Origin of the sequence: Streptomyces sp. AK02-01A, from assembly GCF_033795305.1 — a bacterium.
Taxonomy (GTDB): Bacteria; Actinomycetota; Actinomycetes; order Streptomycetales; family Streptomycetaceae; genus Streptomyces.
This window is the reverse complement of sequence record NZ_JARBAE010000017.1, coordinates 103,832-122,867: the sequence shown is the minus strand read 5'-3', so window position 1 is coordinate 122,867 and position 19,036 is coordinate 103,832. Positions and strand designations below refer to the sequence as shown.

Genomic DNA, 19,036 nt, shown 5'->3' with positions numbered 1-19,036 from the left:
GATGGACGTTGTCTAAGTCAAGCAAACATCCAAAGTCACACTCATTCGGGACCTGGGTCCCCTCACTGCTAGGCTGGTCCTATGAGTGACCTGTTGGAACGACTTCGCGAACGCGGCTGGCGCATGACCGCCCAGCGGCGGGTTGTGGCCGAGGTCCTCGACGGGGACCATGTCCATCTCACGGCCGACGAGGTGCACGCGCGCGCCGTCGTCAGGCTTCCGGAGATCTCCCGGGCGACCGTCTACAACACGCTGGGCGAGATGGTCACGCTCGGTGAAGTGCTGGAGGTGTCGACGGACCGTCGCGCCAAGCGCTACGACCCGAACGCCCACCGGCCGCACCAGCATCTGGTCTGCGCGCGCTGCGGCACCATCCGTGATGTCCATCCCACCGGAGACCCGCTGTCCGATCTGCCGGACGGCGAGCGCTTCGGCTTCACGGTCTCGGATGTCGAGGTGACCTACCGGGGCACCTGCCCGAACTGCGCCTCCGCCTGAGGACGGCGCGATCCCGACCACGCGATGAGTGGCCTCGGCGCACACGGCGCCGGGGCCATCGCCATGCGGCCCGGACACCACCGCCGCACTGTCCTATACGGAAACACGGAAACACCAGAGGCCCGGATCTCTTTCGAGATCCGGGCCTCTGACTTTCCAGTAGCGGGGACAGGATTTGAACCTGCGACCTCTGGGTTATGAGCCCAGCGAGCTACCGAGCTGCTCCACCCCGCGTCGTTGAACGCAACAGTACGTCACGCCACCGACCAGCGCAAATTCATATGGGCGACACCTCCTGTAGACGCGAGCCGATGCGCGGGACCGGCGCGTGAGACACGGCGGAGGCGCGAATCCGCGCTTCAACTGTCAGACCCAGCGGCTACGTTCACCAGGCAAGAGCCCACGACTCGAACGTCTGCGCGAGCCGCGCGTGCCGCCGGGCCCGGGCCATATACACACATCCACACATACGGAGGAACGCACCTCATGCGAATAAGGCACCTCGCCCGCGCAAGCGCCGTGGCACTCGCCGTTGCCGGCACTCTGATCACCGCCACCACCTCCGGTGCGACCGGCATCGCCCAGGACTCCGCCTGGGAGATCGCCTCCGGCGCCGACACCGCGGAGACCTTTCCGGGCTCGGTCTCCTCCGTCGGCCCGGAGTTGGCCTGGGCGAGCGGTTCGAAGGACGGCGCCGGGCTCATCCTGCGCTGGGACGGCGCCAGGTGGAGCAAGGACCCGGCGCCCGGCCTGCCGGAGGTGTGGGAGTGGTCATCGGTCAGCGCCGTTTCCGCCACCGATGTATGGGCCTACGGATTCGTCTCGCTGACACCGAAGCTGTTCCACTACGACGGCACGCGGTGGACCGGCGTGACGGTCGCCGGTGATGTCGACACGAGTTTCTGGACCAGCGTGCCGATCAAGGCCGTGCCCGGACGTCTCTTCATGGGCGGCACCAGCCTGCGCACCTGGACGAACGGCACCTGGGAGACCTTCGGCCTGCCGTCCAACATCCATATCCGGGACATCGACGCGCTCTCCGCCGACGACGCCTGGGCGACCGGAATGGTGTATCCGGCGAGCACCGGCCGCGCCGTCGTCTACCACTGGGACGGCGCCACCTGGACCCAGGTCGAGCAGCCTCCGACCGTCGGCACGGAAATCGACCAGGTGAGCCAGGAGTCCCCGGACAGCGTCTATGTGTCCGGCTCCGCGCGGGACTGGGAGGACGCTCCCAGCATCGCCCACTGGAACGGCACCGGCTGGGAGGACATCACGGGGCCGATGGAAGGCTTCGAGCTCCATGGCATGACCGTCGACGGCGTGGGCGGCCTGTGGGTCGCCGGGCGGGACGCCGACATGAGCAAGCCGGCGTTCTGGCGCTATGACGGCGCCTCCTGGACAAGGGAGCTCGGAAAGACCGCGCCCATCGACGACACCGAGGGCATGGAGGGCAGTTACGTCTTCGAAGACATCACTCCGGTCGACGGAACCGGTGCCCTCTGGGCCATCGGATCGTACGGCGTCTACAGCCCGAGATTCCCCTATACGAACTACGCCCTGGCCGAGCGGTTCACTCCCGGGACACCGGCGGCCGAGAGAGACTGACCGCACCTGACGTTCCCTGAACACACACGGCGCCCCGGGCTCTCTCGACGAGAGTCCGGGGCGCTGCCGTGCGGGCCTGCGGGCCCGCACGGGATCAGGCGGTGAGCTCCTGGTGGAGCGCGTCACGCAGCCGTGCCGCGCGCTCGGCCACCTCGGCGGGACCCAGCTCGACGGCGCGTGCGCACCAGCGCTGACCCTCGGTCAGCTCGCCGCGGCGGGCGGCGAGCAGCGCCAGCCGCAGCGCGGCCCGGCCGTGCCCGGCCTGAGCGGCCCTGGTCCACCACAGCGCGGCCTCACGCTCACCGCCCTCACGCGCCAGCAGCAGGCCGAGGTTGAAGGCTCCACTGCTGCTGCCCGCCTCCGCGGCCTCCCGGTACCAGCGCGCGGCGCCGGTGATGTCACCACGGCCCGCGGCGAGCATGCCGACGCGCACCTGGGCCCGGCGGTGTCCCTGCTCCGCGGCCCGCTCGTACCACTGCTCACACTCGCTCTTCACGTTGTACGGCTCACCGAGCGCGGGCGATCCGGGCGGCGGCTGTCGCGCGTCGAGCAGAGTGGCCAGCCGGAAGGCGGCCTCGGCGCTGCCGCCGCCGGCGGCGCGGCGCAGATGGCGCTCCGCCAACTGCTCGTCACCGTCCCGCAGACAGGCGATGCCGACCTGGAGAGCCGCTTCCGTGTGTCCGGCCGCCGCGGCACGCTCGTACCAGCGCAGGGCCGTACGGTCCTCGTCACGTCCGGCGTGGAGGATGCCCAGGTTGAACGCGGCGTCCACACTGCCCGCCTCGGCGGCCTTGGAGAACCAGGGCTCGGCGCCGGTCGGGTCGTCGGCCTGCAGCAGCAGGACGGCGAGGGCGTTGGCGGCCTCGCGATGGCCCGCGTAGGCGGCCTGCCGGTACCACTGTTCGGCCTGGACCGTGCGGTCCTGCGCCGCGCAGAGCAGGCCCAGGTTGTACGCGCCGTTGATGTCGCCCGCGCCCATCGCGGCGCGATACCAGCGCTCGGCGGTCTGCGGTTCGCCGCGGGCGGCGTGGAGCGCGCCGAGGGCGTTCGCGGCGTTGCCGTTGCCGTCCTGCGCGGCGCGCAGCCACCAGATCGCGGCGCTCTCCTCGTCACCGGCGTCGCGCAGCAGGAAGGCCAGGGCGCACGCGGCCCGCGCCTCGCCCTCCTTGGCGGCGGTCAGATACCAACGGCCGGCCTCCTTGAGCTCGCCGCGCTTCTCCAGGATCGCGCCCAGATACAGCGCCGCCCGGCGGTGGCCGCGCGCGGCGGCCTGCCGGTACCACTGCGCGGCCTCGCTGATGAGCGAGGACGCGCCGGACGCGGCGCCGGCGGTCCCGGTACGCCCACGGGCGCCGGAGGTTGGAGCCGCACCGGCCGGGCCCGCGCCGGACCGGCCACCACCGGCGGTGGCCGGTCCCGGTACGGACCGGCCCAGGTGCAGCCGTCCCGAAGTGGGCGGGCCCGTACCGCTGCCGTAGGTCACATCGCCGCTGGTGCCGGCCGCCTCACGGGCCCGGCGCTCCAGCGCGCGCGCGAGCCGGTACGCCGCCTCCCGGTGTCCCTGCTCGGCGGCGGCGCGCAGCCAGCGCTCGGCCCCGACATCGCTGCGGTGCTCCAACAGGTCGGCGAGGGCATAGGCGCCGAGGGCGTGGCCCTGCTCCGCGGACTGACGCAGCCAGTACTCGGCGGCCGGCTCGTCGCCCAGCTCACGGAAGTGCCGGCCCAGCGCGTGGGCGGCGGCCGCGGACCCGGCGACGGCGGCGATACGCCACCAGCCGGCCGCCTCGTCCGCGTAGCCGCGCTGATGCAGAAGGACACCCAGGTTGTTGGCGGCGGCGCGCTCGCCCTGAGCGGTCGCCGCGCGCAGATACGGCTCGGCCCCGTCGAGATCACCGCGGCGCAGCAGCAGTGCGCCGAGCGCGCTCATCGACGCCGTATCACCGGCATCGGCGGCGCGCCGGTGGCGGGCCTCGGTCTCGACATCGGTGGTCTCCTCCGGGCCGGTGGCGCGCCGGACACTCGCCGTACCGGTCGGATCCGCGGTGTCGGCGGCGGCGCTGGTCGCGCTGACGGCGCTGTAATCATCGTGCTGCACAAACCGCCCTGTCTCCAACAGAGTTGTCCTATCCCCCATAAACTCCATCGTCGCACCACCTACCACCCACGTACAGCAGGTATGCCGCGACCCGCTAGGTCACTTCAGCGTTTTGTCGACATGCCCACAGAGAGACAACCCAAACGCACTCGGGGCCAACTCACCCGACCCACAACGCAGTTCGCACGAACGCACGACAAAGGCCCGGATCCTGATGGATCCGGGCCCTTGACTTTTGGTAGCGGGGACAGGATTTGAACCTGCGACCTCTGGGTTATGAGCCCAGCGAGCTACCGAGCTGCTCCACCCCGCGTCGTTGTGTCCCAACCCTACCACGACGCGGAGTGATGCCTGCTCAGCCGCTGTCGGCACCGCCGTTCCCGGCGGTCGAACCGGCTCCGGAGTCCGCCTCGGCGGCCCGCCGCAAGGCGTCCTGAAGGGCTTCCTGAGCCTTCCCGTACGCCGTCCAGTCCTGCTGCTTCAGCGCCGCCTCACCGTCTTCGTACGCCTTCTGGGCGTCCGCGATGGCCTGCTTGAGCGCCTTGTCACCGGTGGCCGGCGGCTTCGTGGTCTCGTCCGCCGGTGGTGGCGGTGTCGTTGTCGGCGGCTCGGAACTCTCCGCTCCGAAGACCGCGTTCAGCGCCTCGCCGAGGGTGTCCTTGAAGACGGGCTTGCCTCCGTAGGAGACGGCCACCTTCTTCAGCAGCGGATAGTTCGCACTGCCACCGCGCGCGTACACCGGCTCGATATAGAGGAAGCCGCCGTCGAGCGGCACCGTCAGAAGGTTGCCGTACTCGATGTCCGAGTCGGTGCCTCTCAGGTTTCTGACGAACTCGGCGACTTCCGGTACACCGTTCAGCTCGCTCTGCACCTGCTGCGGCCCCTGCACGGTGGAGGTCACGCTCAGGACTCTGATCTTGCCGTAGTCACCGCTGGTGGCATCGGCGTCCACCGCCATGAACGCACCGAGGTTGGGGCGTCCGTTGGGCGTGAAGGTGGTGGTCAGCGAGAACTTCTGTCCCGTCTGACCGGGCATCTTGACGCTCAGGTAGTACGGCGGGACCGCGTTGCTGTCCTTGGTGGTCGGGTCGTCCGGCACCTGCCACGCGTCACTGCCGCTGTAGAACTGCGCGGGGTCGGTGACGTGGTAGCGGGTGAGAAGCTCGCGCTGCACCTTGAACATGTCCTGCGGATACCGCAGATGGGCCAGCAGCTCGGAGTTGATCTCGGCCTTCGGCTTCACCGTGCCGGGGAACGCCTTCATCCAGGTCTTGAGCACCGGGTCCTCGGTGTCCCACTGGTACAGGTTGACCGTGCCGTCGTAGGCGTCGACGGTGGCCTTCACCGAGTTCCGGATGTAGTTGACCTGGTTCTGCTGTGCGACGACCGCGCGCTGATTGTCCGTCAGCGAGTCGGCCGTGGTGTCGCCCAGGGTCGTACGGGACGCGTAGGGATAGCCGTTCGTCGTCGTGTAGGCGTCGACGATCCACTGGATACGGCCGTTGACGACGGCGGGATAGGCGTCGCCGTCGATGGTCAGCCAGGGTGCGACCGCCTCGACGCGCTCCTTGGGCGTGCGGTTGTAAAGAATCCGCGAGCCGTCACCGATGGCGCCGGAGTAGACCATCTGGGGCTCGCTGAAGGCCACGGCGTATGCCGCGCGGTTCAGCGGATTGGAGAGGCTGACGCCGCTCTTGCCCTGGTAGCTCGTCGTCCGCTCGCCGTTCTTCTCGTAGTCGAGCTCCTTCTGCGGGCCGCCGACGATCGAGTACTGCTCGGTCTTCTCGCCGTAGTAGACGCGCTGCTCGTACGTGCCGAGCTGACCGGTCGTCGGCAGGCCGGACTCGATGAAATCGGGAGCGCCGACGGTGCCGTCGTTCTCGTTCGTCACCGTGTTCGTGCCCTTGGAGGCGATCACTCCGTACCCATGGGTGTACGTGAAGTGGTCGTTGATCCAGTTGCGCTTGGGGATACCGGTGATGTTCAGCTCGCGCAGACCGACCACCGTGTCCTGCGGCTTGCCGTCGGGACCGGTGTACCGGTCGACGTCCAGCGTGGCGGGGAACTGGTAGTACTTCCGCTCCTGCTGGAGCTGCTGGAAGGCGGGCGAGACCACATTCGGGTCGACCAGCCGGTAACTGGCCGCGGAATCCGCCGCCTTGCGCTGCTCGGCCTTCCTGTCGGGATTGCCCTTGCCGCCGTAATCCTGCACATCGGCGTCATCGATGCCGTACGCCGCGCGCGTGGCGTTGATGTTCTTCTTGATGTACGGCGATTCCTTGGCCTGCTCGTTCGGCTGGACCTGGAACTTCTGCACGATCGCCGGGTAGAGACCGCCGATGAGGATCGCCGACAGCACCATCAGACCGAAGCCGATGACGGGGAGCTGCCAGGTGCGGCGCCAGAGCGTCGCGAAGAACAGCGCGGCGCAGATGACGGCGATGCAGAAGAGGATCGTCTTCGCCGGAAGATAGGCGTTGGCGTCGACGTACCGCAGTCCGGTCCAGTTTCCGGCCGCCTTGAAGTCGCTGGACTTCACCGCCAGGCCGTACCGGTCGAGCCAGTAGGCCACGGCCTTGAGCGAGACGAAGACACCGATCAGCACCGAGAGATGGCCGGTGGCCGCGCCCGTGGCGCGCGCGCCGGGGCTGGTGACGCGCAGGCCGCCGTAGAGGTAGTGAGTCAGCGCGGCGGCGATCAGCGACAGCACGGCCGCCGCGAAGCCGAAGGCGAGAAGGAAGCGGTACCAGGGCAGATCGAACGCGTAGAACGACACGTCCATCTTGAACTGCGGGTCCTTCTGGCCGAAGGCCACTCCGTTCACCCACATCAGCCAGATGCGCCACTGGCCGGCGGCGGAGGCGCCCGCGATCAGCCCGACCAGGGCCGTGACCGCGAGGAGCACCCACTTCTTGTACGGCGCGATCCCCATCCGGTACCGGTCGAGGTTCTGCTGCTCCATCGACATGGCGCTCAGCGGCGGCCGCAGCCGGTACGCCAGCCAGATGTTCAGCCCGACGGCGACGGCCATCAGCAGGCCGAAGACCGCGAACAGCCCGATCTTGGTCCACAGGGTGGTGGTGAAGACCGACGAGTAGTCGACCGAGCGGTACCAGAGCCAGTCGGTCCAGAACCCGGCGAACATGACGAACAGCATGGCCAGCACGGCCAGCACACCCAATGTCATGAGCAGGGTACGGACGCGCCGAGACGGCCGGCCCACTGTGATCCGTGGCCCGGTCGGGCCTCCGCCGCGGTCCGGCATCTGGAAAGCCAACGTGCGCACCTCGAAGTTCGCGGTCGTGTGTTTCAGCGTGTAAGAGCGGGCCCCGCGATCGTAGGGCCCACTGATGCAACTTACTGAGGCTTTACCTAGTTCCCGCATCCGGGGCCGAAGGAGGCAGGATATTGAGCATGTCCAACGTTTCTCCCTCAGGCACACCCATGGCCGCGAGCCCGCTGACCCGCGCGGTGCTCGAAATCGACGAATACGCGTCGGGACTCGGCTGGGATCAGCCGGCCCGGCTCTTCGCGCTCGTCGACACCGAGCGGCTGCGCACCGACGAGCCGGAACTGGCGGCCCAGCTCGGTCTCGACGACGGCGGAGTCGTCGCTCCGCTCACTCCGATCGAGCAGGACGAGATCCCGTCCGGCACGCCACTGGACGAATTCCTCGGCACGATCGCGTGGCCGGGCGCGGTGGCGGGCTGCGCGATGACGGTGGAGCGGCTGATGCTGCCGCCGTCCGCGGAGGCGTCCGTACCGGAAGGGCTCGACGAGTCCGGGCTCGCCGAGTGGGTCGCCGCCCATCCGGATCGTCAGGAGGTGCGGATGACCGTGGCCGTACTGCGTGACGGCGCCCGGGAATCGGCGCTGCGGCTGCGTGAGAAGGACTCGGCCACCGAGGTCCTGACCGGCTCCGGACTCGTCCCGGGGCTGGCCGAGGCGCTGGCCGCCACCTTCGAGGCGTAACCGTCCGCGCTCCGGTGGATACGGCCGGTCAGCTTGCCGAACAGCTCGGCAGACCGGCCGTGTCCCCGGCGCGGATCTTGTCCAGAGACTTCTTGGCGTCGGCGATGGTCTTCACCCTGACGAGTGTCAGGCCGCTCGGGATGTCCGAGGCCGCCGCCGCGCAGTTCTCGTCCGGAGTCAGGAAATACTCGGCGCCCGCGCCACGCGCGCCGACCAGCTTCATCTCGATGCCGCCGATCGGGCCGACCTTGCCGCCGTCGTCGATCGTGCCCGTACCCGCGACGAACTTGCCGCCCGTGAGCGCGCCCGGCGTGAGCTTGTCGACGATGCCGAGGGCGAACATCAGCCCGGCGCTCGGTCCGCCCACGTCGGCCAGCTTGATGTCGACCGTGAACGGGAAGGTGTGGTCCGTCCCCGCCTGGATGCCGACCACCGCCCGGTCGCCCTCGACGGACTCCTCCGTCGTGACGGTGACCTTCTTGGTGGCCGTGGGCTCCTTGCCGGCCTTCTCGGCGGCTTTCGCCTCGGCCGCCGGGACGATGGTGAAGACAACGTCCTGGCCGGGCTTGTGCTTGGTGACGAACTTCGCCACATCCTCCGGCGCCCGGACCGCCGAGCCGTCCACGGCCCTGATGACATCGCCGGCGTGCAGCGTGCCCTCGGACGGACTGTCCTTGAGGACGGAGGAGACGATGACGCGCGACGCCACCGGGATGTCGAGCTCCCGCAGAGCGGCCACCTTGGCGCTCTCCTGGGACTGGCTGAACTCCTCGGCGTTCTCCTGGGTGGACTGCTCTTCCGTCTTGCCGTCCGGATACAGGGTGTCGTGCGGCACCACCACGTCGTCGTGGGCCAGCCAGCCGTAGACCGCCTCGACGATGTTCATGTTGTAGTCCGCGCCGGTGACCCTGACCGTGGTCATATTCAGATTGCCCGACGTCGGGTACGTCTTGTGACCGGAGATCTGGAGGACTGGCTCGCCGCCCGCGTCACCGAGTGTGTTCACCGTCGGCCCGGGGCTCATCTCCGAATACGGCACCTTCATGAGCACTCCCACGCAGAGCAGCGCGATGAGCACGAGGGTGGATGCGAGCATCGTCGCGGTGCGGCGTGGCATGGAACGACAGTACGGGAAGGGTCTGACAACGCACCGCTGGGGCCGGGCCGTACGGGGCCACGCGGCAGGCGGTCGCAGCGGCGGCGTACGGTCGGCGGGCGCGTCGGACAGCTCAGACGGGGTCTGTGGCGGGGTCTGTACCGGAGTCCGGCTTCTCCATCGCGTCCCGGAATCGCGCATAGCCGTTCAGCTCGGCTATGTCTCCCATGGTGCGGTCTCTTGCGGCCCAGCTTCCCCATATCGCCGCACCTATGGCGGCGAAGAGCGGAATCAGCAACCAGGCGAGCGCGGCCATACCGACCTCCCGACTTCGTGAGTGTCTGCTACCGACCAATCAGCAGATTAGCCATCTGCTGATCCCCACGCTGCTGGCCGGAGGACAGTTACGCAAATCGGGGCGTCCGTGTACGAACCGTGTTTCATCCGCGATGAACCGGGACACTGCGCGCGAAGCGGAAACCGGACCGCTGCCCGTCACTCCAAAAAGAGGCGCTACGCGCCCACCCAGTCTTCGGTGCCGTCGGAGAATTTCTGGTGTTTCCAGATCGGGACCTCGTTCTTGAGGTCGTCGATCAGCTTCCGGCAGGCTTCGAACGCCTCCGCCCGGTGCGGACAGGAGACGGCGACGACGACCGCCAGATCACCGACCGCCAGATCACCCACACGGTGGACGGCCGCCAGTGCGCGCACCGGATACCCGGCGACGACCTTCTCCGCGACGCGCCGCAGCTCGGCCTCCGCCGACGGATGGCTGGAGTAGCCGAGGGTGTCGACATCGGCGCCTCCGTCGTGGTTGCGCACCGTACCGACGAAGAGAGCCGTGCCGCCCGCCGCGTCGTCCCCGACCGCGCGGAAGACCTCGTCGACGGTCAATGGGGTGTCGCGGATCGCCAGAAGACGGATGGGGTCCTGCGCCGCCTGCTCGCCCTGGTGGGAACGCGTGCTCGCCATGAGGTCCATCGTGCCGTACGGCTCCGGCATCGCGTAACACCGCCTTCGCGCGGCCCGCCTCCTCGGCTTCCTACAGCCGGCGCCGCGCCTTGCGGGCCCGCCGTACCAGCGCGGCGGTGCCGAGCAGCGCCACGGTCGCGCCCGCCGCGCCCGCCGCCGTGGCGTCCTTGCGGCCGAGACGGCGGCCCACGACGGTGTGCCGGCCCTCCACCTCTTCCAGCAGCGCGGCCAGGACCTCCTCGTTCGTCCAGCGCGGCCGCCAGCCCGCGTCGTGCAGCCTCCCGACACTGACCACCCACGGATGCATGGTGTACGCCAGGTCGCCGGCGGGCGAGGGAGTGAGGCCGATCCGGTGCAGCCTGGCCGCGGCTCCCAGAGCGACCGCCGAAGGCAGCTCCATGCGGCGGATACCGCTCAGCTCCTCGACCTCCTCCTGCTCCAGCCAGCCGTCACAGCCGACCGCGAACTCACCGTCGGCCTTCTCCAGCGCGGCGTACTCCAATGCGCTGACCAGGTCTTCGACATGACAGAACTGCCAGGTGGGCCGGGAGCCGGCGACAACGAGCAGCCGCGGCGACTCGAAGTAGCGGGTGAGTGCGGTGTCCGTACCGCCGACGAGCACGGCGGGCCGTACGACCGTCACATTGAGCCCGGGGTGCGCGCGGGGCGCCCGGCGGCCCAGCCGCTCGATCTCCAGCAGATCGCCGACGCCCGTGGCCTCCGCCGTCGCGCGCAGCTCCGCGTCCTCGGAGAGCGGGATGTCGTTGTCGGGCAGCGCTCCGTAGACCATGGCCGAGGTGCACAGTACGACCCGGTGGACGCCCGCGGCGGCGGCCGCCGTGAGGACGGTCTGTGTGCCGCGGACGTTGTACGCCGTACGGGCGGTGGCGTCGGTCTCCAGGTCGAGATCGAGCGCGAGATGCACCACGACGTCCGCGCCGCGCAGCTTCTCGGCGATGGCCGGATCACGGACGTCGAGGATGTGCCACTGCGCCTCGGGGATCTCTCCTCGGCGCTCGTCGATGGCGACGACCTGCTTGATCTCCTCGGACGCGACCAGGCGCCGAGTGAGCAGGTCACCGACGCCGGAGGCGGCGCCGGTGACCGCGACGACGGGGCCGCGGGACGAGGTCGGGGTTGAGCGGTTTCGCGCTGCGCGAACCTGCGGATCTGGGGAACTCACCGGGCGTCTCCAGCGGTTGTCTTCAGTACGTACGTGGATAACGCGTCCGTACCAGGAGACGTCCATCCTGCCGCAGGCCACCGGCCGGCGGAGCATCGAGCCCGGATGCCACCCGGGTGTCGGAGCCGTCAGCGCCGGTGGAAGGCGGAGGTGAAGCGAGCCGGAGGCAGGACACGCCGCACAGCCGGGCACGGTCCAGGGCCCGCGATACCACTCTTGCCCACCCGGCGCCGCTTAGGCTTGGTGGTGTAGTCGGGCAGCCGCCGCCGGTACGCAACCGGCGGCCCTACGAGCCGAGGAACCCCGTGAGTGACACCCCATTCGGATTCGGCCTTCCGCCGGAGGAGCCGGAGGACGGCGACGGCAAGAAGAAGGACCCCACCGGAGGTGGTCAGGGCGGTCCCGGTAACCCCTTCGGGGGATTCGGCCTGCCGGGCGGGGCGGGCGGTGGCGACAATCCGTTCGCCGCGATGTTCGGCTCGCTGAGCCCGAACGACCTCGGCGCGGCCTTCCAGCAGCTCGGCCAGATGCTCAGTTACGAGGGCGGTCCCGTGAACTGGGACATGGCCAAGCAGATCGCTCGCCAGACGGTCGCGCAGGGCACGCCGGACGGCACGAAGGACGCGAGCATCGGGCCGGCGGAGCGTTCCGCCGTCAATGAGGCGGTGCGTCTCGCCGATCTGTGGCTGGACGGTGTGACCTCGCTGCCGTCCGGTGCGAACACCGCGGTGGCGTGGAGCCGCGCCGAATGGGTCGAGGCGACCCTGCCCGCGTGGCAGCAGCTCGTCGACCCGGTGGCGGAGCGGGTCGGCACGGCCATGGGTGAGGTGCTGCCCGAGGAGATGCAGTCCGTGGCGGGTCCGCTGATCGGCATGATGCGTTCGATGGGCGGCGCCATGTTCGGCCAGCAGATCGGGCAGGCCGTGGGTGTGCTGGCGGGTGAGGTGGTCGGCTCGACGGACATCGGCCTGCCGCTCGGCCCGGCCGGCAAGGCCGCGCTGCTGCCGCTGAACATCGAGGCGTTCAGCAAGGACCTCGGCGTGCCGAAGGACGAGATCCGGCTCTATCTGGCCCTGCGCGAGGCCGCTCATCAGCGGCTCTTCGCGCATGTCCCGTGGCTGCGGTCGCATATGTTCGGCGCGGTCGAGGGCTACGCCCGAGGGATCACCGTCGACACGACCAAGCTGGAGGACGTGGTCGGCCAGTTCGACCCCACTCATCCCGAAGAGCTGCAGGAAGCGCTCCAGCAGGGCATGTTCCAGCCGGAGGACACGCCCGAGCAGAAGGCCGCGCTGGCCCGGCTCGAAACGGCGCTCGCGCTGGTCGAGGGCTGGGTGGACGCGGTGGTGCACGAGGCCGCGAAGTCCAGGCTCACGGCGGCGGACGCGCTGCGGGAGACGCTGCGCAGGCGCCGGGCCTCCGGTGGTCCGGCGGAGCAGACCTTCGCGACCCTGATCGGCCTTCAGCTCCGTCCGCGCCGGCTGCGGGACGCCGCGCGGCTGTGGGCGTCGCTCACCGACGCGCGCGGGGTCGACGGGCGCGACCGTCTGTGGGAGCACCCGGACATGCTGCCGACCGCTTCCGACCTCGACGACCCGGACGGCTTTGTCCACCACGAGCAGCTCGACTTCTCGGAGCTGGACAAGATGCTCGGCGAGGCCGCGAACGGCGGCGGTGACAGCGCCGCGACCCGTGAGAGCGACGGCACCGACGGCAAGCCGAACCTCCGCAAGGACGACCGGAGCGGTCAGCCCGACGACAAGGACGACAAGGACGACACCGACAAGTGAGCCTGCACGACGACGCCGTCCTCGTACTGAAGACGTACGAGGACCAGCGGGAACTGCGCGACACCTATCTGGATCATCTGGCCGCCCACCCGGACGGCATGTGGAAGTCCTGCGGGGCCGGCCATCTCACGGCGAGCGCGCTGGTGATCGATCCGGAGCGGGGCCGCGTCCTGCTGACCCTGCACAAGAAGCTCGGCATGTGGCTGCAGATGGGCGGCCACTGCGAGCCCGGCGACAGCTCGCTGGAGCGGGCCGGGCTGCGTGAGGCCACGGAGGAGTCCGGAATCCCGGATCTGACGCTGCTGCCCGGCGGACCCGTACAGCTCGACAGGCACGCCATTCCGGCGCCCTGCCACTGGCATCTCGATGTCCAGTACGCGGCGCTGGCGCCGACAGGCGCGGTCGAGGAGATCAGCGACGAGTCACTGGATCTGCGCTGGTTCTCCTACGAGGAGGCGGCACAGGTCGCCGACGGCTCGGTCGTACGACTGGTGGAGCGCACGCGCGCGGCGCTGCGCGGCTGAGAGACCGCCGGGCGGCGGCGGCCTTCGCCAAGGCCGCCGCCACCCGGCGTGCCGGATCATCTGCCCCAGTCGTTGTGCTGGTTCTGGCCGTGCGCGCCCTGCTGGCCGACACCGAACTGCGCCGCGAGGCCCTGGCCGATCGCGGCGTGCTGCGGCGGCAGCACCTCGCTGGGCTGCACGAGCGCGAAGCCCTGCCCGAGGAAGCTGAGCTCCCAGCCCTCTCCGGTGTTGCCGCGCCGCCGCCGTACGCCGGAGGAGTGCGTCTGTGCCTGCATCTGCACCCGTAGCGCGGAGGACCAGGCGACCACCGCGTCGGCGTCCGCGCTGACGTACGTGTCCGGAGTGACCCGCATCATCAGCGGCTGGCCCGAGGTCATCAGCGCGACCTTGCCCCGGCCGGAGATATTGAGCTGGTACTTGCCGGAGCCGGAGATGCCGTACTGGCTGTCCACCGCGATGACTTCGGTGTGCAGCGTGGAGTCGAGCGCCAGCACATAGGCGCTGTCCACCGTCATCCCGTCGTGGTCCATCTCCACGACATGGATGTACTGGGCGAGATTGGCGAAGTAGACCGTGCCCTGCCCGGAGCAGCGCATCAGATCGAGCCCCTCACCGGTGCGCGCTCTGGCCCGGCGCTGACCGGCCGACTGGTACTCCCCGTCGAAGTCGATCAGGCCCTGGTAGGCGACCATCGCGCCCTTGCGGGCGAGGACATCGTCCTGACCGGTCAGCGCGACCCGCAGGAGCTGCGGGTTCTGCACGGTGTACCGCTCCTGGGACTGCTGTTCCGTATATGCGAAAAGAGGACTCTGCATGATGTGTTCTCGCTCCCCCTCAGCCCTGGATCCGCAGCCGGTCGGTGCTGTCCTCGCTGGGCTGTACGACCACGATGCCCTGGCCCGAGAAGGCCATCTGATATGCCTCGCCGCTGCCTCGTCCGATCAGCGAGGACGCCTTGAAACTCCGCTTGCCCTTCACCTTGAGCCCCGGGGACCAGGCGACCAGGGCGTCCGGGTCGACATATGTCTCGTCCTCACCGCGACCGCAGTCGACCACGACCGGCGTGCCGCGGGAGGTCAGAGCGACCCAGCCGGTCCCGGAGATCTGGACGTTCCACAGGCCCTGGCCCGCGATCTTGGCCAGTCCCTTCACCCGCTCGACGCCCCACTGGAGGTGCGCGTCGAAGGCCAGCAGATTGGTGCCGTTGACCGAGAGCGCGTCGTTGTCGAGGTTGATGACGACGACATCCGCGCCGTAGTCCGCGAGGTAGAGCAGACCGTCACCGCCGCACTTCATGACGGGCGTGCCCTCGCCGGTCACCCACTGGGAGGCGATCTGACGGACCGCGGGCGGATTGGGTTCGTACTGGATGAAGCCTTCGTAGGCGATCATCGAGCCGGTCCGCGCGAAGAGGTCCTGGCCCGAGGCCATCGCGACCTTGAGCATGGAACGGCCGTGGTTCTCCATCCGGGCCACGACAGGGGTCGGGGCGAAGCCCGCGAGCTGCTGATTCATTGTCCGGGCTCCCTCAGACCTCGTACGGCTGGACGACGATGAAGTTGCCGGGCGCTCCCCGGAACTGGAGGTTCACGGTCTCTCCGCTGTGGCCCGGGTAGGCGTTGCGGCGCAGTCTGACCTGGCTGGAGAGGATCACCTGGGACGCGGCCGACCAGGCGACGACGGCATTGCAGTCGGCGAAGGTCGTGGGTGTGACCGGCAGGACCACCGGGGTGCCATGGGTCTTCACGACGACGGTGCCCGCGCCCTGGAACAGCATGGTGAACAGAGCACCGCCCGGGATGCCGTGGCCTTCGATACGGCGGACCTCGTACTGAAGGCCTTCGTCGAAGGCGAGGACATTCTCCGCGGATACGCAGATGCCGTCGCCCTGCAGCTCGATGGGGTGCAGATGCGCGCCCTCTTCGGCGAGGAACACCTGGCCGTGGCCGGTGCAGCGCATGAGCTGCAGTTCCTGGCCGGTGGCGTTGCCGACGACACGGCCCGCGAAACCGGCGCCCTTGTAGCCGAAGTCGACCTTGCCCTGATACATCACCATGCTGCCCTGGCGGGCGAGGACCGGGACGCCGCCGATACCGAGGTCCACCCGCATGAGCTGGCCGTTCTGCGGGGTCCAGCGCTGGCCCGTGGGCAGTTCCTTGTACGGCTGAAGGGCCGCCTGGAGGCCCGCGCCGCCGCTGGGCACACCACGCGGAACGCCCTGTGCGACACCCTGGGGCGGACCGGGCGGCTGCTGTCCGTACGGAGCCGGAGCGGCGGGCTGTCCGTACGGAGTCGGCGGGGTCTGGCCGGGGACCTGGCCGAATGGCGGGTGCTGAGTCGGCCCGCCGTACGGGGACGGAGCGGCGGGCGGCGGCACGGCGCCGGCCGGCGGGGTCATGGGCGCCACGACGGTCGGCGCGGCATGCACCGGCGCGGACGGCGGAGCGGGAGGCCCGGCCGGTGCGCCGAACGACGGCGCGGGAGGCGGTGCCGGAGCGGCCGGGACACCGAAGGCCGGGGCCGGAGCGGCACTCCGCGTCGGCGGGGCGAAGGACGGGATCTGGCCGCCGGTGGCCGGCTGCGGGGCGGCCGGCTCCTCCTCGGCGACCTCGCCGCCGAAGTTCTTGAGAAGCGCGTCGAGGCCACCGTCGAAGCCCTGGCCGACAGCGGCGAACCGCCATACGTCCTTGAGGTAGAAGTCGCCGAGCATCACGGCGCGCTCGGTGGTGAACTCCGAGCCGTCGAAGGCGTATCTGACGACCTCCTCACCACCCGCGACGACCCGGATGTACCCGGGACCGACCTGCGACATCTGTCCCGCGCCGTCGATGGTGGCGGTGAAGGAGAGCTTGTGGATCGCCGCCGGGACGCGGTCCAGTGTCACCCGGAACGACTCGGTGTCCCCGGCCTGGGCGCCCAGGAGCTGGATGGACTCTTCCGGAGACTTCGGCTGGTTGAAGAAGATGAAGTACCGGTCGTCCGAGAGCCGCTCATCGGCGTCGAGGCCGAAGCAGCTCATGTCGAAGGTCAGCCCGGGTGCGGCGATCCGCACGCCCACATAGAGATCCGTCCCCGCCGTGAGATCACTGACCTTGGCTTTGTGTCCGCGCTGGAATTCCCTGGCCATACGTAACGACCGTCCCCCGTCCCGGATATGAATACGTCGCGTCAGGCTAGCGGCTGGCTCCGACATCGAGCCGGGCCGGGACACATTCGGTACAGGATCGCTGATTCCGTGGCCCTGCCGGGACCCGCGGGACTGTCAAGAACAGGCGGAGTCTGTCATTCCGCGCGACCGGCGGGCGGATAGGGCAGCCGGTCGGCCGCGACCACGCCTTCCAGATAGCCGCGGGCGCGCTCGGTACGGGGATATGCCTCCAGCAGCTCCCAGAACCGCTGCCCGTGCCCCGGCACCAGCAGATGGGCGAGCTCATGGAGAAGCACGTAGTCGACGACGTACTCCGGCATGCCCTTCAGCCGGTGCGACAGCCGGATGCTGCCCTCGGACGGGGTGCAGGATCCCCAGCGGGTGTTCTGATTGGTCACCCACCGGACGGAATTCGGTCTGGCCCTGCCGTCGAAATACTGGGCCGACAGCCGCTCGGCCCGCTCGGTCAGCTCGCTGTCACCGAGGACCCGCTTGCTCTCCTGGGCGGCGAGCTTGTCGAGCATCACGGTCACCCAGCGCCGCTCCTCGGCCTCCGACATCCGGGCGGGGATGAGCACGATGGTCCGGTCGCCCTCGCGGTACGCCGAGACCGTTCTGCGGCGGCGGGCGCTTCTGCGTACCTCGACGGCGCTCGTCCCTGAACCGCGCGGCGGGCGTTTGGTCACCCCGCGCTGTTCACTTCCGGCGCTCTGAGACGGCGGCTCCCCCGCGAGGCGAGGGGAAGGATCGGCGGACACGCCCCGACGTTACCCGCTGCGCGCGTGGGAAGTCCCGCCGCCTGAGTGGTTCGATCTTGTTCCGCTCCCTGACAGACGTCATTTGAACGATTAATACCGGAGGCTGTGGATAACTTTCCGCACCGTCTGCCGCTTCCTTGCATTCTGAGAACACGGATCAAAGAGATCAGAGAGCAAGGAAAGATCAACGGGGAGGCCGATATGTATCCGATGGGTCCGTTGCATCCAATGGTGAAGCCCGCGCTCCGGCGGGCCTGGCGCGAGCGGCAGACGGTGCAGTTCGGGGTCACGCCCGCCCACGCGGTGCTGGTCGGCCCGCTCGACACCGCCACGGGCAGCTTTCTGGATCTGCTCGACGGGACACGCGGGCTGCCGCTGCTGCGGGAGGAGGCCCGCGCCATGGGGCTGCCGGACGGCCGGGCGGACTCGCTGGTGGAGCGGCTCACCGCGGCGGGGCTGATCGACGACCCGGGCGGCGGCGGCCGGGCGGCCGAAGCGCTCCGGGAGCGGACAGGCACTCTCGACCGGATGCGGCCCGATCTGGCGTCTCTCTCCGTCATCCACCGGGAGCCTGGTGCGGCGATGAGGCGACTGGCGGCGCGGCGGGCGATGCGGGTGCAGGTCCGGGGCGCCGGCCGGGTCGGTGCGGCCGTCGCCGCGGTGCTCGCCGCCTCCGGGGTGGGGCAGCTCGATGTGCTGGACGGAGGATGCGCGGAGCCGTCGGACGTGGCACCGGCCGGGCTGCCGGCGCGGTCCGTCGGAGAGCGCCGGGACGCGGCGGTCCGGCAGCTCGTCCGCCGGTCGGCGCCCGGCCGTGCGCCGAGGGCGCCGGAGTCGCCGGAGCCGGCAGGAGCGGGCGAGCCGCCTCTCTCGCTGGTCGTCGTCGCGCCCCGGGACGGGCTGGCGGCCTACGCGCCCGATCCGGCGGCGTCCGAGCCCTGGGTCGCCTCCGGGACCCCTCATCTCTACACCGGAGTGATCGAGGCGACCGGCCTGGTGGGACCGCTGGTGCTGCCCGGAGGGACGGCCTGCGCGGGCTGTGCGGCGCGGGTGCGGGCGGACGCTGATCCCGGGTGGCCGCGGATGCTGGCGCAGTGGCGCTCCGGACGGCGGGCGAGCGCCGTACCGGCCTGCGACATGGCGCTGGCCACGACGGTGGCGGGGCTGGCGGCGGCCCATGCTCTGGCGTTCCTGGACGGAGAGCTGCCCGCCAGCACGGGTGCACGATGGGAGGTGTCGCTGCCGCTGCTGGACTGGCGCTCGGAGCGGATCGCGCCGCACCGGGACTGTCCCTGCGGGGCGGCCGGGACGAGTCAGGGGGAGCACGTCATGGAAGCAGCGGTGTCGCACGACACAATGGCGGGGTAACCGCCGTACGCGGCATGGCTGTCT

General features: G+C 69.9%; 16 protein-coding genes and 2 tRNA genes. 6 read left to right on the top strand and 12 right to left on the bottom strand.

The features are described from left to right. Positions 1 to 81 precede the first annotated feature (81 nt). Positions 82 to 498 carry a Fur family transcriptional regulator gene (locus PV679_RS18220; RefSeq protein WP_319681350.1) on the top strand — a complete coding sequence of 139 codons (417 nt, stop codon included), beginning with the start codon at positions 82 to 84 and terminating at the stop codon, positions 496 to 498. 160 nt (positions 499 to 658) lie between these two features. On the opposite strand, the gene PV679_RS18215 is transcribed toward PV679_RS18220, so the two are convergent. Further along, positions 659 to 732: transfer RNA gene (locus PV679_RS18215), tRNA-Met, on the bottom strand. 252 nt (positions 733 to 984) lie between these two features. Here PV679_RS18215 and PV679_RS18210 point away from each other — a divergent pair. Then, positions 985 to 2,106: a hypothetical protein gene (locus PV679_RS18210; protein WP_319681349.1), complete on the top strand. Its 1,122-nt coding sequence runs from the start codon at positions 985 to 987 to the stop codon at positions 2,104 to 2,106. 94 nt (positions 2,107 to 2,200) lie between these two features. On the opposite strand, the gene PV679_RS18205 is transcribed toward PV679_RS18210, so the two are convergent. The 3 genes from PV679_RS18205 to PV679_RS18195 all read right to left on the bottom strand — a co-directional run bounded on the left by PV679_RS18205 (position 2,201) and on the right by PV679_RS18195 (position 7,466). Then, positions 2,201 to 4,249 carry a tetratricopeptide repeat protein gene (locus PV679_RS18205; protein ID WP_319681348.1) on the bottom strand — a complete coding sequence of 683 codons (2,049 nt, stop codon included), beginning with the start codon at positions 4,247 to 4,249 and terminating at the stop codon, positions 2,201 to 2,203. Positions 4,250 to 4,437: 188 nt separating this feature from the next. After that, positions 4,438 to 4,514: transfer RNA gene (locus PV679_RS18200), tRNA-Met, on the bottom strand. A gap of 42 nt (positions 4,515 to 4,556) precedes the next feature. Next, complete coding sequence (locus tag PV679_RS18195; protein ID WP_319681371.1) at positions 4,557 to 7,466, bottom strand: UPF0182 family protein; 2,910 nt, start codon at positions 7,464 to 7,466, stop codon at positions 4,557 to 4,559. 149 nt (positions 7,467 to 7,615) lie between these two features. Here PV679_RS18195 and PV679_RS18190 point away from each other — a divergent pair, with 149 nt between their 5' ends. After that, a complete protein-coding gene (locus PV679_RS18190) occupies positions 7,616 to 8,173 on the top strand; it encodes a PPA1309 family protein (protein WP_319681347.1) in 558 nt (185 codons plus the stop codon). Positions 8,174 to 8,201: 28 nt separating this feature from the next. Here PV679_RS18190 and PV679_RS18185 read toward each other — a convergent pair whose 3' ends face one another. From PV679_RS18185 to PV679_RS18170, 4 genes are all read right to left on the bottom strand, one after another. Beyond that, positions 8,202 to 9,290 (bottom strand): PDZ domain-containing protein, encoded by a 1,089-nt coding sequence (locus PV679_RS18185; RefSeq protein ID WP_319681346.1) that lies wholly within the window; start codon positions 9,288 to 9,290, stop codon positions 8,202 to 8,204. Positions 9,291 to 9,402: 112 nt separating this feature from the next. Beyond that, positions 9,403 to 9,585: a hypothetical protein gene (locus PV679_RS18180; RefSeq protein ID WP_319681345.1), complete on the bottom strand. Its 183-nt coding sequence runs from the start codon at positions 9,583 to 9,585 to the stop codon at positions 9,403 to 9,405. A gap of 197 nt (positions 9,586 to 9,782) precedes the next feature. Beyond that, complete coding sequence (locus PV679_RS18175; protein WP_319681344.1) at positions 9,783 to 10,241, bottom strand: molybdenum cofactor biosynthesis protein MoaE; 459 nt, start codon at positions 10,239 to 10,241, stop codon at positions 9,783 to 9,785. Positions 10,242 to 10,311: 70 nt separating this feature from the next. Next, complete coding sequence (locus PV679_RS18170; protein WP_319681343.1) at positions 10,312 to 11,424, bottom strand: SDR family oxidoreductase; 1,113 nt, start codon at positions 11,422 to 11,424, stop codon at positions 10,312 to 10,314. 305 nt (positions 11,425 to 11,729) lie between these two features. On the opposite strand from PV679_RS18170, the gene PV679_RS18165 reads away from it, so the two are divergent. Next, positions 11,730 to 13,214, top strand: a complete 1,485-nt coding sequence (locus PV679_RS18165) for a zinc-dependent metalloprotease (protein ID WP_319681342.1) — start codon at positions 11,730 to 11,732, stop codon at positions 13,212 to 13,214. Then, positions 13,211 to 13,738, top strand: coding sequence for an NUDIX hydrolase (locus PV679_RS18160; protein ID WP_319681341.1), 528 nt, complete (start codon positions 13,211 to 13,213; stop codon positions 13,736 to 13,738). The genes PV679_RS18165 and PV679_RS18160 overlap by 4 nt, the downstream gene beginning before the upstream one ends. 56 nt (positions 13,739 to 13,794) lie before the next feature. Here PV679_RS18160 and PV679_RS18155 read toward each other — a convergent pair whose 3' ends face one another. The 4 genes from PV679_RS18155 to PV679_RS18140 all read right to left on the bottom strand — a co-directional run bounded on the left by PV679_RS18155 (position 13,795) and on the right by PV679_RS18140 (position 17,644). Beyond that, the gene (locus PV679_RS18155; protein ID WP_319681340.1) at positions 13,795 to 14,553 is read right to left on the bottom strand and encodes an AIM24 family protein; all 759 of its coding nucleotides are present in this window, start codon (positions 14,551 to 14,553) and stop codon (positions 13,795 to 13,797) included. Positions 14,554 to 14,572: 19 nt separating this feature from the next. Continuing rightward, positions 14,573 to 15,253: an AIM24 family protein gene (locus PV679_RS18150; protein ID WP_319681339.1), complete on the bottom strand. Its 681-nt coding sequence runs from the start codon at positions 15,251 to 15,253 to the stop codon at positions 14,573 to 14,575. A 13-nt stretch (positions 15,254 to 15,266) separates the two neighbouring features. After that, entirely contained in the window at positions 15,267 to 16,865 is a 1,599-nt protein-coding gene (locus PV679_RS18145) for a TerD family protein (RefSeq protein ID WP_319681338.1), read from the bottom strand. A 155-nt stretch (positions 16,866 to 17,020) separates the two neighbouring features. After that, positions 17,021 to 17,644, bottom strand: a complete 624-nt coding sequence (locus PV679_RS18140; RefSeq protein WP_319681336.1) for a M48 family metallopeptidase — start codon at positions 17,642 to 17,644, stop codon at positions 17,021 to 17,023. Positions 17,645 to 17,863: 219 nt separating this feature from the next. Between PV679_RS18140 and PV679_RS18135 the strand changes: the two genes are divergently transcribed. After that, positions 17,864 to 19,012: a TOMM precursor leader peptide-binding protein gene (locus PV679_RS18135; RefSeq protein WP_319681335.1), complete on the top strand. Its 1,149-nt coding sequence runs from the start codon at positions 17,864 to 17,866 to the stop codon at positions 19,010 to 19,012. Positions 19,013 to 19,036 lie beyond the last annotated feature (24 nt).